Raw genomic sequence first — 14,362 nt, 5'->3', positions numbered from 1 at the left:
GCCCCCTATTGGCGTTCTGTTGGCAGACGAGCTGCCTTGTTGACATCAAACCACCAGCTATCAAATCCTAGCGAATAGGTGGGGCGTTGTGCAGGCATTGAGAACTTATCCCAATAAGCAAAGCGGCTATGGTTGGAGTACCACATCGGGATCATCAACTGGTTCCAGATTAACACCCGGTCAAGGGCGCGACCCAGAGATAGCAAGGCTTCCGGTTGCTCCTGATGTTTGACTATCAATTCAATTAACTGATCAATAGCCGGATCTTTAATGCCAGAGGCGTTATAGGTGGAGTCGACATAAGCCGAGCTCCACAATATGCGCAGATTGGGGCTAGGGTAGGGCATCGCCCCGTAAACGGTGGGGATCATGTCGTAATCCCGGCTGCGCAGGCGGTTAACAAACTGAGAGCTGTCAACCTCGCGGACTGTCATGGTAATGCCCAAACGCAGCAAATTATGTTTGAACGGCTGAACATATTGGAAGTTGCTGCCACTGAGTAGCAGCAATTCAAACTCAAAAGGTTTGCCGGTTTTACTGTTGACCAACTGCTGATTTTTGACTTCCCAGCCCGCTTGGGCCAGTAACTCGCGCGCTTTTAACAGATTATCCCGTGCATCGCCGCTGCCATCGGTTTGCGGCGGCTGATAAATTTGGTTGAAGACTTCTGGCGGTATTTTGCCTTTGAGTGGGGCTAACCAAGCCAGCTCTGCGCTGTCCGGATAACCTGTTGCCGCATATTCGGTATTCTGGAAGAAGCTATTGGTGCGCTGATAGCTGTTGAAATAAAAAGCTTTATTCATCCAGTCAAAATCAAAAGCCAGTGTCAGCGCCTGGCGAACCCGTCGATCGCTAAAAATAGGGCGTTGGACATTAAATGCCAGCCAGCGGGTATTTTGTGCGGAGTTATCGACAATATCCTGCTTGATAATATAGTTTTTTGCAAAGTTGCCGCCCACATATTGGGTCGCCCAGCTTTTCGGTGAGCTCTCTTCGCGGAAATCAAAGGCGCCAGCTTTAAATGCCTCCAGCGCGACTTTGTCGTCTAAATAGTAGTCATAACGGATGGTGTCAAAATTATGCTGGCCACGATTGACCGGTAAGTTAGCGGCCCAGTAATTTCGCACCCGCTCATAGGTAATAAATTGCCCCATCTTATATTTGCCAATGCGGTAGGGGCCGCTGCTGACCGGCGGTTTACTCAGCGGGTCACTCAATTTATGCTCTTTCCAGAAGTGTTCGGGCATGACCGGCAAGCCAAACAGGCCCAGCATTTTATCTTTATTGGGCTCGGGGAATTCAAAACGCACGGTCAGGTTGGAAATGGCTTTGACCTGCACATCTTTATAGATGATGCGAAATTGCGGCACGCCTTCGGTCATGAATTTATTGAATGTAAATGCGACATCCTGCGCGGTAATCGGGGTGTCATCATGAAAACGAGCGCGGGGATTGATATCAACTTCAATCCAGTGGAAATCAGGGGCATAACGCGCTGACTCTGCAATTAGCGGATAATAGCTACCAATCTCATCGTCTGAGGTGCTAAATAGCGAATCATATAACCTCTCCGTCCGGATTGCCGCGTTGCCGCGTAAGGCATAGCGGTTGAAGTTATCAAAGGTGCCAATGGTGGCTAAGGTAATATTACCCCCCTTGGGGGCCGCCGGATTAACGTAATCGAAATGGCTAAAATCTGATGAATACTTAGGTTCGCCCAGTATGGCAAAAGAAGCACCCTCTTTAATAGTTTCAGCCTGTAGACCGAAACTCAGGGCAGAAAGCGCCAAGGCAGCAAATAGGCGTAACAACATATTAGTGGTGATCTCCTGCATTCCATTCAGATAGTAATAATCTTAAACGAAATTACCAGTTTGCAGGGGCGTAAAGCAAACATTAAGCCAATAATATCTAGCGGACTTTAAACTTCAGCAGTGTGGGCGATGCTCATTACGAGGCCCATGGATGGGTCTCGCCGCTGCCCGCAGCGTTCAAATCTGCTCCCGGCAGATTTGTCCCCCGAATCACTGACCTGGGTCAGCTTATCGGCGGCGACACAATGGGGGGCTGTCGCGCTTATAGCTTGTGGGCTAGTTTTTATTAGCCATTTTGCTTATGACAAAATGTAATTAAATCTTCAACAGACAATGGTTTGCTCAGTAAATAACCTTGTAGGTAGTTAACATTGTGCTGTACCAAATAGTGGAGTTGTTGTTCGGTCTCAACCCCCTCGGCGACGGTCTCAATATTCAGCTTCTTAGCTAACATTAATACTGCATCTAATACTGGTGCCGCCACAGTATTAACACAGATAGTGCTGACAAATCCGCGATCAATTTTAATATAATCTAAAGTAAAACGTTCTAAATAGATTAGCGCGCTATGGCCAGTGCCAAAGTCATCGACTGCAATTTGTACGCCCTGTGAATGCAGCCACGCAAATTGCTTAATGGCTAACTCCTCTTCAACCATGCCCCGCTCAGTTATCTCGAATACCGGCGCAAAGATATCGGTATTTAATTGCTGCAACAGGTGGGAGACATCTTTGCGGAACTGGTCATCCGCCAGATGGACTGGGGAAATATTAAAAGCAAGCTTAGTACCGGCCGGAATGTGGTCTGCCATTAACTCACAATCCCTGAGAATTAACTCAAATAAGTGCCGAGTCAGTGGTTGTATCAGATGCTGAGCTTCTGCATAGGGAATAAAGAGATCTGGTGAAATTCGCCCTTCAATAGGGTGCTGCCAGCGAATAAGTGCTTCCAGACCTGATATTGTGCGATCATGTGAACGAAATGCCGGCTGATACTCAACAAAGAATTCACCACGGCGGATACCACGCAAAATTTCAGCTTCAGCACTTTGGCTGGCAATTAAAATATAATAAGCCAAAATCCCGACCAGAGCGGCAAGTAACAGCCCGCCTAATAAGGTCATACGAATATCATCAGCAGTCAGGCTGGTATGGTAAATTAATATCTTAATCGGGTAACCGGGTAATTGCACCTCACGGGCGCTCCTGGCAGGTAACTGGCTGATGGGTATTACTTTAGAGTTAAAAGTGGTTACCGCTAATTCATCGATAATAATGGCTAACCCATTCACTTGATTATCTGAATAATTTAGCAACAAATAGGGATGTAGGGCTAATTCGAGCGTAGCCAATACGCCGGTATTACCGCGACCAGCTTCTCGCAACCAAACACCAATTGCGGGTTTGCTTGGCATCATGGGCGTGCCTTGCTGAATCTCAAAATCTATCGGCTGGGATAAATTAATTTTGGGATATAGCACAGTGGCCGGTACATGCATCGCACCGGTCGCTGAAGAGCAATAAGCAATATCGTCTTTCACCAATAAGAATGCTCTGACACCATTAGTAAATGCAGCACGATAGTGAAGAGCGGAACTGGCTTGCTCACAACTCTTCGTGCTCAGAGGTATAAGCTGAGACATGGTTGTTGTCAGTTCATTCAGGAACTGAGACGAGTAGGAGATAATGTGATCACTTTGTGTTGTTAATTTACGTTCGCTGCTGCGATAAAGTAATGACAGCGTAATAATGACAAAACAAATAAAGAAACAGAGGGCAAGAATGACACTTTTTTTTACAAGATGGCGTCTGGATAGAATATTGCGTGAGAAAGCACTGCTTGAACCCATGTGACGCCGCCCCTCAGCATGTTTGATAAAGTGGTATGAGTATAAATAAGTTAGTAACGTCGCGCTACCGGTTTGCCAATGAGCGTTATCGACATTAATTAGCTTATCAAATTGAATTTCAAGCTAATCCAATATAAAGAAAAGATGCCCATTAGATGCATCAAATAAGTGAAATGGACATTCATTGATATATTTCAGTAAAACAAATTTTCAGCTTATTAATGCAATTTACATATTCTTATAAAGGATAATCGTTGGTAGATATGCCTTTATGCCAGAAACGTCTTGGTTAAGAGATGCGCATTTTACACAGATAATTCTTGAATTTCGCTGTTTTCAATAAAAAAAGAGATTTCCTACAATCTGATCGGAAATAGGGTTAGAGGTGGGAATATTGAGTATCAGGCAATAAAAAACGCTGCCAGTGGCAGCGTTTTAGCATTTCGTTTGGTATCTCGGACAACAGGAATAAAAATGTGCTAGCTGCGCGAACCGCTACTTAGTACTCGGCGCCCATCGCGATAACGCTTATTCCAATAATCTTCATTTAGGCTCGATATTGTCACACCGACACTGGTCGATGCATGAACAAATTTATCGTTACCTAGATAGATACCTACATGGCGACCAGTCGATCCTGCACGAAACAGCACCAAATCACCGGGGCGCAATTTAGTCCGTTGGATTTTTTTACCGAGATCCTGCTGCTCAGAGGTTGAGCGCGGCAAATCCATACCAAATTGTTCACGGAAAGTGGTTTGTACAAATGCGGAACAATCAATCCCGCGTTTGGTGCTACCGCCTAAACGATAACGAACCCCTTTCCACCCTGCATACTGTTCTAAAATCTTCGACTTGACGTCAACGTTGCGCACCATTGCTTCGAATTCATCCTGAGAGGCTTGCAGTAAAAGCCCATCTTTGTCATTAACTGCACGCATCTCAGTTTGCGAATTATGTAAGTTCGAAGTCTGTGGTGAACTACACGCGGATAACATTACCGCTGCTGCAACCGCAGGAATTACCCGCAGAATATATCTCATAATAGGTTGAGACTTGACCATTGTTGTTGTTTTCCCTTGCTGTCCTTACGACGGATGTCGCTACCAAAATTGCCAAACGAATCGAGATTATTGGTTGTGGTCCGATGAGACAATCACTTAACCGAATAAATGTGCAGGAACGCACAATATTAATCAGGACAGCGGTGAAAATACGGATATCCGAGCACAAACGTTTTTGAGATTACCGTAATGATTAATAAAAGGCGAGAGCTTTTATAACCATTATTTTACTAAATGTTAATGTAACATAATGTAAGGTTTTATATTAAAGAGGAATAGCTGAATTTGTAACCATTTGGTGATAATAATCGAGTGGAAGCATTAATGAGGGGAGAGGCAAAAAATAGACTGTTTTGCCTCAATAAAGCGCAGGTGCGGGCTATCGAGTTGTTGCCCCAGGCAAGTGGCGGTTGATGGCATTAATTATCTTATCGCTTAATGGCGTCAGTAATATCCAACTTATACCAACCAGTACCACTGAGAGCGAGCCGACAGCAATATCAGTAAACCAATGTGCGCCAATCATCACTCGAGGCAGTGAGAAAATAACCACAATCAGTAAAGCAATGGCGAAGGCCCCGCGAGAAAAGTAGCGCAGCATAAAGCAGGCAAAAATCATCAACATCATGCCATGGTCGCCGGGGAAGCTGTCACTTGAGGCATCTTTGGTTGGGATACCCGTTAACTCGCTGACACGATTGATATTTTCAAAAAATAGTGTCGGGCTAGGATGCGAAACCGGTAGCAGATGACCTAATTGGTTAAGGACAACCGCGGTCAACAACATAACAACCCCCGTGACAATAAGACGGCGGCGGCCAGCAGGTGTCTCCTTCATATAGAAGTAAAGATAAAGCACCCCCATACACATCAGCGAAATAACATCGAAAGCGCGGTTATTGGTGATCGCGACCAAATGCAGGAATGAAGGGCTGGAGAGCAGGTGCTGGTTAAAATAGAAGAATATTGCTGAATCTATTTTAAACCAATAACCGTGGTTCACAGGGATATACCAGGATAAAAATAGAGCAATCCCGAGTAAGTTGAGTAGTAATATTGTCGGTAAATGACGACGGGTCATGCGGCGGCCTATAGATTGTCAATGTACGAATTGTGTAACTAATAAAAACGGGGCGCATTATACCCCGTTATCTAATCGAATATTCAGTAATTCATGCTGTAATTTGTTCCAATCTGCTTCTGTTGCGCTGATCAGTTCAATTCGGCTATCCAGCGGCGGTATTGGGCGGGTTTCTATTTGCAGGTCAGCACCTTGGCGATTAATCACCAATGTACCTTCGGCAATACGCATAACCCCTTTGACACGTTCTACCGGATTTAATCGCACCCACTCCAAAAGTGGAACCGTATCAAACAGAGTATCTGCATTAAATACCCAACCACAACTCAGATAACCTTGACCCTGATTGAGCGCCCGACGCCAAGGCTCACTCCCTTTTAAGCTCAAGGCGGCCAGCCCTTTTTGTCGCACTGTACTGTGATGATGCGCACCGTCGGGCAATTCATCACTATTACTGTGTGGTGTATCGAGCAGGGCAATATCAATTTTCCCCTGTTCAGCATAATAGAGTGGGCGTGCTAAGGGCTGTCGATCATGCCATTGCTGTAGTGCGGCATAATCTGCTGCGCTATAGGTATCTTGTTTGTTTGCCACGATAATATCTGCGGCGGTCAATTGGTCACGGAAATTCTCATTCTCCGTGTAACGAGACTCATTCAGTTGGCGGGCATCTAATAGGCAGAGAGTCGCACGCAGATCAATCCATGGCAGATAAGTATCTGAAGTTAATAATGATAATATCTGTTTGGGATGGCCCAATCCTGTAGGCTCAATTAATAATCGATCTGGTTTGGCCTGTTGCAGCAGCATATTCAAGCCCACTTGCATTGGTAATCCATTAACGCAACACATGCAGCCGCCCGGTATCTCTTTCAATACCGCTCCGCTGTCTGCGAGTAGCGCACCATCAATACCAATTTCACCAAATTCATTCACCAAAACCGCCCATTTTTCATCTTCTGGCTTCTGTGACAGCAAATGGCGAATTGTGGTGGTTTTGCCGCAGCCCAAAAAGCCAGTAATCAAGTTTGTTTTTGTCATATGGGGGCCTCTGATATTAAATTTTTTCTCAATAAGATATCAAGGTGAGGGTTGTTTTCAAGGTTCTGATGAGCAAAGGATATAACACCGAGTAAACTTATTATTAAACGAAAAAAGCGCAAATGGAGAATATTTCCTAGGAAAGGTAGGAGTCCCGCCTAATAGTTATACACCGATACGAAATATAATTCACTTCTTCGAGGTATTCTAGTGAGTTATAGGCCGAGTAGGGTAATAAATAATGCTCTATCATTTCCATTGCTTTGCTTGAAATCCTCTATCTTTAAAATGACAGATATGAGAGTCGAGGTGGTTATGAGAAATTGTCGGGTACTAATTATCTTAGCAATAGTGTTTTCATGGATAATCTCTTTTCCTGCAAGTAGTGCGCAATCTAACCTGTCTGTTTCAGGCACAATCACGTTTTACGGAGCCATTGTAGATAGCCCATGTAATACTGCAGTAGTGAATCAAACGATGACAACAAGCTGTTATCGTAATGGTGAAACAGTGACTCATCGACAAACTCTTTCAAGTAATATGCCTTTGATTTCTCAGTTGCCCGGTAATTTAGCCTCTTCTCGTATGGAATGGCTGAACCCGCAGCGTAGCTTGGGAATTATGACTGTCACTTACCTTTAATATTTCTGCTAATAATATTCCTAGTTGGATGAAAACACGGTTTATCACATCGATAAACCGTGATAAATCTCATGATGCTGTTTGGCCACATGGTATACTGATCACTATTCAGAGGCCCTTTGGTCAGGCCAATTTGGCATAGTTATGCTAACAGCGTGATGCAGGAAATAAGGTTATGCGGTTATATCAGGAAGTGGGCAGTCAGTTGCGAGCGGCGATTGTCAGCGGGAAATACCATTTGGGCGATCGTTTACCCCCAGAACGTGATATCGCTGAAAACTTTAGTGTTAGCCGCAGTGTGGTGCGTGAAGCGCTGATCATGCTGGAGCTGGAGAAGTTGGTCGAGGTGCGCAAAGGCTCCGGTGTTTACGTGGTTAATGTGCCTGATCTGCTAGCTGAAGGTGAGTCCGCTGTGTCAGCCGACAGTGGTTACGGCCCCTTTGAACTGCTGCAAGCCCGCCAATTGCTGGAAAGTGAAGTCGCCGCTTTTGCTGCCATGCAGGCCACCAAGGCCGATATCATCAAAATGCGTCAGGCCATCGAGCAGGAAAAAACGGCATTGGCGGCCGGAGCGGTGGATGAGAGCGCTGATGAGCTGTTTCATTGTCTGTTAGCGCAATCGACACAAAATAGCGTGCTCGCCAATATGGTGGCAGAGGCCTGGCAAGCGCGGAAAACCAGCGCGATGTGGCAGGGTGCTCACAGCCATACGCTTGATTTCAGCTATCGCTGGCAATGGCTGGAAGACCATCAGAAAATCCTGCAAGCGGTGTTGCGCCGTGACAGTAAAGCGGCTAAGCAAGCCATGTGGCAACATTTAGAAAATGTAAAACTGAAGTTGTTGGAGCTTTCAGATGCGGACCATCCGGACTTCGACGGCTATCTATTTGAGTCGACGCCGTATCAGCTTGAAGAGTGATCACGCCCTTCGCCTCTGAAGTCGCAGGGGGCGCTTGCTACTCCCTGCAACTCCCACCACTTTGGGCAGAATATGGGCCAAATACTGTTATTTGACCGTCAAATTAAGCCTGCTGTGCCAACCGTTTTACACTCTCTTTCGCGCCAAATTGTTGCAAGCTGAGATAAGCGTCCGTGACCGCCTGAACAAATTCTGGCTGCTGCGGCAAGAATTCACCAAACAGCGATTTCAGCGACAGTAAACTTTGTACGCGAGCAACCCCCTCTTCACTGGTGGCGACACACTTTTTAAAGCTGTCAGCCATAGGGTCACGGATATCAATCGCCTGGCCGCTATCATCCACGCCACTGACATAGCGCATCCAACCGGCAATACCCAACGCCAGACAACGATAGGTTCCGCCATGCTGTAAGTGCCAACGTACGGAGTCCAGCATCCGCTGTGGCAGCTTCTGGCTACCATCCATGGCAATCTGCCAGGTGCGGTGTTTTAGCGCCGGATTGCAGTAACGCTCGATCAATTGGTCTGCGTAGGCATTAAGGTCAACGCCAGTAACACGTAGGGTTGGCGCTTGTTCATCCATCATCAAGCGACGCGCGGTCAAACGATAGTTATCGTCCGCCATACAATCATTAATGTGCTGATAACCTGCCAGATAACCCAGATATGAGAGATATGAATGGCTGCCGTTCAGCATGCGCAGTTTCATCTCCTCAAATGGTAAAACATCATCGACCAGCTGTACGCCAGCCGCTTGCCAATCAGGACGGCCAGAGACAAATTTGTCCTCAACCACCCATTGAATGAACGGCTCACAGGCAATACCGCAGGGGTCAGCTACGCTCAATGTATCGGCGATTTCCTGCAATGTCTCAGCGGTAGCCGCAGGAACAATGCGGTCAACCATGGTATTAGGGAAGGTAACATTTTGGCTGATCCAACTGGCCAGTTCTGGGTCACGAGCTGTCGCCAGGCCTAGCACCGCATTTTTGACAACATGGCCGTTTTCCGGAATGTTATCGCAAGAGAGTACGGTAAATGGTGGCAGACCACGTAAGCGGCGCAGTCGTAGCGCCTCAACCAAGATACCCGGCGCAGAGGTCGGGGCATCAGGTATTGCCAGGTCTGCGCGGACAAACTCATTTTGCAGATCCAGTTGGCCAGTACCCGGTTCAATGCAGTAACCTTTTTCAGTGATGGTCAATGAAACGATAGCCACTTGTGGCTCGGCTAATTTTTCCAACACCTGAATAATGCCATCCAGTCGAGCATGCACCGACTCGCAGACGGAGCCGACAACAATGGCCTGATTCCCTTGCGCGCCTTTTTCCAGTACCGAGAAGAGGTGATCTTGTTGGCGTAAATTTTGAATCAGTACGTCGCCACCAAACAGGCTGACTTCACAAATGCCCCAGTCCCCCCCTTGCTGATTCAGTACCCGGTCAGTGAGAAGCGCCTGATGGGCACGATGAAATGCGCCAAAACCGATGTGAACAATACGGCTTTTCAGTGCCCTTCTATCATAAGTGGGCAGTTGTACGCTGGCGGGAAGTGTGCTGTTGGCAATGGTGTTCATACGTGGCTCCAAAATCATTCACCCCCGATCATCACCAAGGGCTGACATAAAAGGTGGCAAATAAAAAAGTTGTTAGACCAGTTTTAGTTGGCTGTTCGTAGGAAAAGAGCCACACCATACCGACCATTTTCTTTTGCTTGTTGCCATGAATATCGGCTTGCAGTGTAAAGCCATATGACAGAAAATAAAATTGGTAAGTCCAATATTGGTAATATTCGTGAGTTGGATCAACCAATGAGGTTTTGCTTTTTGACACTCGGCGGCTAAAGAGTAAGGATAAAGCTGAGTGATACCTATTGGAAATCGGTATAACAACATTTTTAGCACCTGAACAGTTTACGCATACGCAGAAGGTAAAAAATAAATGGAACAAACATGGCGTTGGTATGGCCCGAATGATCCGGTGTCGTTAGATGATATCCGTCAGGCTGGCGCAACCGGAGTAGTGACTGCACTGCATCATATTCCGAATGGCGAAGTCTGGCCGGTGAGTGAAATCAAACAACGCCAGGCTGAATTAGCGGCTAAAGGCTTGGTATGGTCGGTGGTAGAAAGTGTACCTATTCACGAAGAGATCAAAACGCACAGCGGTAACTATCAGCAACACATTGAAAATTATCAACAAACGCTGCGTAATCTTGCCGCCTGTGGTATTGATACCGTGTGCTACAACTTTATGCCAGTGCTGGACTGGACACGCACGGATCTGGAGTATCAATTACCAGATGGCTCCAAAGCATTGCGTTTTGATCAGATAGCTTTCGCCACCTTCGAACTGCATATTCTGAAACGCCCAGGTGCCGTCAATGACTACACGACAGAAGAGCAGGCGCAAGCGGCAGACTATTTCGATGCCATGTCTGAGGCGGATATCGCCAAACTGACCGGCAATATTATTGCCGGGCTGCCAGGGGCTGAAGAGGGTTATACGCTGGATCAATTCCGCGCGCGCCTGGCTGAGTATGATGGCATCGATAAAGCGCAACTGCGTGAAAACATGGCTTATTTCTTGCGTGCTATTATTCCGGTTGCGGAACAAGTTGGCTTGCGGATGGCAGTACATCCGGATGATCCACCGCGTCCAATTCTTGGCCTGCCGCGTATTGTTTCAACCATCGAAGATATGCAGTGGCTAAAAGAGACCGTCGATAGCATTCATAATGGTTTTACCATGTGCACCGGCTCTTATGGCGTGCGTGCTGATAATGATTTGGTGAAAATGATCGAAACCTTTGGCGATCGCATTCACTTTACCCATTTGCGTTCAACATGCCGCGAAGGGAATCCAAAAACTTTCCATGAAGGCGGCCATCTGCAAGGCGATGTTGACATGTACTCGGTGGTTAAAGCGATTTTAACTGAAGAGCAACGTCGTCAAGCTGCGGGAGATATGCGTCCGATCCCAATGCGACCAGATCATGGTCACCAGATGTTGGATGATTTACATAAGAAAACCAATCCAGGCTACTCGGCTATTGGCCGCTTAAAAGGGTTGGCTGAAGTGCGGGGCGTAGAGCTGGCGCTGAAAAGAGCCTTCTTCCCTGAGCTGAAGTAATATACCTGTCATCTTTCAAGTTGCAGGTGTGTTGGTTGCGCTCAACAACCCGAATCACTTACTGATGTAAGCTCGTCGGGATTATTTTGTTTACCACCTTCCTGCACCTTGAAATCTATAGGGTATGGATTGGGGATAAAACAGTTAAGGGCCGGTTTTCTGGCCCTTATATCCAGATAAGAGTATTAGTCTGCGCGCCCCATATAACGGCGCTCCGCAATATGAATGCGGATTTTCTCACCTGGGCTGATATATTCAGGCACCTGAATAGATAGGCCGGTGCTCATCACTGCCGGTTTGTTACGGGCACTGGCTGATGCGCCTTTGATACTCGGCGCGGTCTCAACAATTTCCATATCAACGGTTTGTGGCAACTCTAACGCCAGCAATTGGCCGTCCATGGTTAACACTTGCATACCCGGCATACCGCCTTCAGGAATAAACAGCAGCTCATCTTCGATCTGCTCTTTTTTGAAGTTGTATGGCGTGTAATCTTCATCATCCATAAAGACGTATTCGTCGCCATCGATGTAAGAGAAATTCACTGAGCGGCGGGTGAGAGTGATGGTATCGAGGATCTCATCACCCTTAAAACGCTCTTCAACTTTTAAACCGGTACGCACGTCAGAAAAACGCATTTTATACAGCGTACTTGCGCCGCGAGCGCTTGGGCTTTGCACATCAATATCTTTCACCAGCAGTAATTTGCCGTTGAGGTTGACTGCCATACCACGTTTGATTTCGTTAGCTCTTGCCATTTATTAACCGCCAATCAGGATTGAAGATAAGTTGCGACAAGTTACTCGTGCCGCGTGATTCAGGCAAGCTGCTAGCGCAAAAAAGAGTGATATTTTCACCACAAAATCGACCTTAAGCATACACCGGTAGCAGCCCCAATAATGCCGCAATATGCGCCACCGCATTAACCAAGCCAAACAGGATAATAAAGCCGATCATAAAGCGCCCACCCGGAGCACGATAAGTTGCTTGTGGAAAGCGTCGACGGCTGGCGCGCGCCATCAGTGCGGGTACGATAACCGCCCAAATGGTGGCGGCTAAACCGGCGAAGCCAATCGCATATAAGAAGCCATTAGGGAACAGCAGGGCACCGATGGTGGGGGGGACAAAAGTGACTAACGCTGATTTGGTGCGCCCATTACGATCATCAGAAAACTTAAAGAAATCAGCAATGTAATCGAACAAACCAAGAGATACCCCCAAGAATGAGCTAGCCAGTGCCATATAAGAGAAGGCGTTGAGTAACTGGCTGGTGAGCTGGCGGGTAGCAACCGCATCCATCTGTTTTAGCAAGCTGCCAATATTCCCGCCGTCGGCAATCACTTGTTTGAATGCATCCCGAGCGATATTGCCCTGAATGGCATACTGCCACAGCACATAAATCACCAACGCGATCAGTGTGCCGAACAACAGGCTCTGCACCACGGCTTTACTCTCTTTCTGGTAGTACTTCACCAGCCCCGGCACATTGCCGTGGTAGCCAAATGAGGTCAGTAAATAGGGCAGGGCCGCCAACGCATAGGGCAAATAACTGGCGCTACTGTCGGTTTGATTGAACAAAACCGCGCTTTCCACATGGCCAAACATATCACCGACTGACATAACAAAGGTGATAACCATGCCGCCGATTAATATCGTACTCAGACGATCCACGGCACGGGTGGATAGCCAAACAATAAATGCTACCAATATGGCAAAGATAAAGCCCGCGGTGGTCTGGCCAATTCCGGTCACATTTTGCAGGGTGTGGGAGATAATGGAACCACCGGCAGAGATATAGGCGTAGGTCAGAATGTAGAGCACAAAGGTGATCGACAGCCCATTGATTGAGCTCCAAACTTTACCCAGCAGATCTTGCACCATGGTGTGAAAACTGGCCCCGGTAGGGTAATTCAGGTTCGCTTCCAGAATCATCAGGCCGGAAATCAGCATACAGGCCCAAGTATAAATCAGCAGTATGACTGATCCGCTGAACCACACCCCCGCAGTCACGATTGGGATTGAGAACATACCCGCGCCCACGGCGGTTCCGGCGACAATCATCGCGCCGCCAAGGACGGAAGGTCGTGACAAAGGTTGGGATGATTCCATCGACATACAACTCCAAATTCTCTTCGTACTTGAAATTACAGGTGTGTTCGCTGCATTTACTGGCAGCCTACCTGCAACAGCAATTACGTTGGAAATAATAGCTAATAGGGTGAATAGTTCTTTTGTACTAGCTCAATGGTACAAGATGCACATGAAACTGTAAACAGCTGAATATTCTTGTGCTGATTAATTAGCCAGTGATTAGTTTGGTTCAAGGGGGGCGCTATCTCTATATCACACAGCCTGGGTTGAGTTGAATGATAAGCCCGTGAGAGTAAAGCGCGACAGAAAGGGATATTCGTGGGCTGGATCGGCTATTCAGCGGCTGTTTAAGAATAGTACTGGTAGTTCTGTGGGGCGATTGCTATTGTCCGCTCTTATTCCACCAGCCTACAGGAGCCTGCTGATGGAGTGTCGCTCAGATTGCGGTGCCTGCTGTATTGCTCCTTCTATTTCCAGCCCGATCCCCGGTATGCCACTCGGCAAACCCGCTAACACCCGTTGCCTGCATTTAGATGATCAGATGCGCTGTGGTATTTTTCACTCCCCAGCTCGCCCCGCGGTTTGTGCCAGCCTGCAAGCTCTGCGGGAGATGTGTTTTGACACCCGCGAACAGGCGCTGGTCTATTTGATTAAGCTAGAAGCCGATACTGCGCCTTAATGAATAGGAGGGCGATATCACTATTGCCCTCCTAAACGGCTGATAAAGCTG

12 protein-coding genes are annotated in these 14,362 nt (G+C 47.1%); 4 read left to right on the top strand and 8 right to left on the bottom strand.

The genetic code is table 11. The features are described 5' to 3' along the window. Positions 1–5: 5 nt before the first annotated feature. The 5 genes from HRK25_RS18745 to HRK25_RS18725 all read right to left on the bottom strand — a co-directional run bounded on the left by HRK25_RS18745 (position 6) and on the right by HRK25_RS18725 (position 6,849). Complete coding sequence (locus tag HRK25_RS18745; RefSeq protein ID WP_032897939.1) at positions 6–1,814, bottom strand: extracellular solute-binding protein; 1,809 nt, start codon at positions 1,812–1,814, stop codon at positions 6–8. Positions 1,815–2,100: 286 nt separating this feature from the next. Further along, positions 2,101–3,663, bottom strand: a complete 1,563-nt coding sequence (locus HRK25_RS18740) for a cyclic di-GMP phosphodiesterase (RefSeq protein WP_005274461.1) — start codon at positions 3,661–3,663, stop codon at positions 2,101–2,103. Positions 3,664–4,142: 479 nt separating this feature from the next. Further along, complete coding sequence (mepS, locus tag HRK25_RS18735; RefSeq protein WP_019209417.1) at positions 4,143–4,727, bottom strand: bifunctional murein DD-endopeptidase/murein LD-carboxypeptidase; 585 nt, start codon at positions 4,725–4,727, stop codon at positions 4,143–4,145. Positions 4,728–5,106: 379 nt separating this feature from the next. After that, positions 5,107–5,808 carry a phosphatase PAP2 family protein gene (locus HRK25_RS18730; protein ID WP_005274465.1) on the bottom strand — a complete coding sequence of 234 codons (702 nt, stop codon included), beginning with the start codon at positions 5,806–5,808 and terminating at the stop codon, positions 5,107–5,109. A gap of 57 nt (positions 5,809–5,865) precedes the next feature. After that, a complete protein-coding gene (locus tag HRK25_RS18725; protein ID WP_005274466.1) occupies positions 5,866–6,849 on the bottom strand; it encodes a CobW family GTP-binding protein in 984 nt (327 codons plus the stop codon). Between the two features lie 315 nt (positions 6,850–7,164). Between HRK25_RS18725 and HRK25_RS20415 the strand changes: the two genes are divergently transcribed. Continuing rightward, positions 7,165–7,491: a hypothetical protein gene (locus tag HRK25_RS20415; protein WP_032897951.1), complete on the top strand. Its 327-nt coding sequence runs from the start codon at positions 7,165–7,167 to the stop codon at positions 7,489–7,491. Positions 7,492–7,666: 175 nt separating this feature from the next. Further along, the gene (locus tag HRK25_RS18720) at positions 7,667–8,410 is read left to right on the top strand and encodes a GntR family transcriptional regulator (RefSeq protein ID WP_005274470.1); all 744 of its coding nucleotides are present in this window, start codon (positions 7,667–7,669) and stop codon (positions 8,408–8,410) included. Positions 8,411–8,513: 103 nt separating this feature from the next. Here HRK25_RS18720 and HRK25_RS18715 read toward each other — a convergent pair whose 3' ends face one another. Further along, positions 8,514–9,986, bottom strand: coding sequence for a mannitol dehydrogenase family protein (locus HRK25_RS18715; RefSeq protein ID WP_032897940.1), 1,473 nt, complete (start codon positions 9,984–9,986; stop codon positions 8,514–8,516). 364 nt (positions 9,987–10,350) lie between these two features. Between HRK25_RS18715 and uxuA the strand changes: the two genes are divergently transcribed. Continuing rightward, positions 10,351–11,541, top strand: a complete 1,191-nt coding sequence (gene uxuA / locus HRK25_RS18705; protein ID WP_005274482.1) for a mannonate dehydratase — start codon at positions 10,351–10,353, stop codon at positions 11,539–11,541. Positions 11,542–11,726: 185 nt separating this feature from the next. On the opposite strand, the gene yeiP is transcribed toward uxuA, so the two are convergent. Next, positions 11,727–12,299 carry an elongation factor P-like protein YeiP gene (gene yeiP, locus HRK25_RS18700; protein WP_005274485.1) on the bottom strand — a complete coding sequence of 191 codons (573 nt, stop codon included), beginning with the start codon at positions 12,297–12,299 and terminating at the stop codon, positions 11,727–11,729. A gap of 112 nt (positions 12,300–12,411) precedes the next feature. After that, positions 12,412–13,656 (bottom strand): tryptophan permease, encoded by a 1,245-nt coding sequence (gene mtr, locus HRK25_RS18695; protein ID WP_032897941.1) that lies wholly within the window; start codon positions 13,654–13,656, stop codon positions 12,412–12,414. 400 nt (positions 13,657–14,056) lie between these two features. Here mtr and HRK25_RS18690 point away from each other — a divergent pair, with 400 nt between their 5' ends. Next, positions 14,057–14,311, top strand: coding sequence for a YkgJ family cysteine cluster protein (locus HRK25_RS18690; protein WP_005274490.1), 255 nt, complete (start codon positions 14,057–14,059; stop codon positions 14,309–14,311). The last annotated feature ends 51 nt before the right edge of the window (positions 14,312–14,362 follow it).

Origin of the sequence: Yersinia bercovieri ATCC 43970 (genome assembly GCF_013282745.1) — a bacterium.
Taxonomy (GTDB): Bacteria; Pseudomonadota; Gammaproteobacteria; order Enterobacterales; family Enterobacteriaceae; genus Yersinia; species Yersinia bercovieri.
The sequence above is the reverse complement of the archived record's forward strand: the minus strand, read 5'-3'. Positions and strand labels throughout refer to the sequence as shown.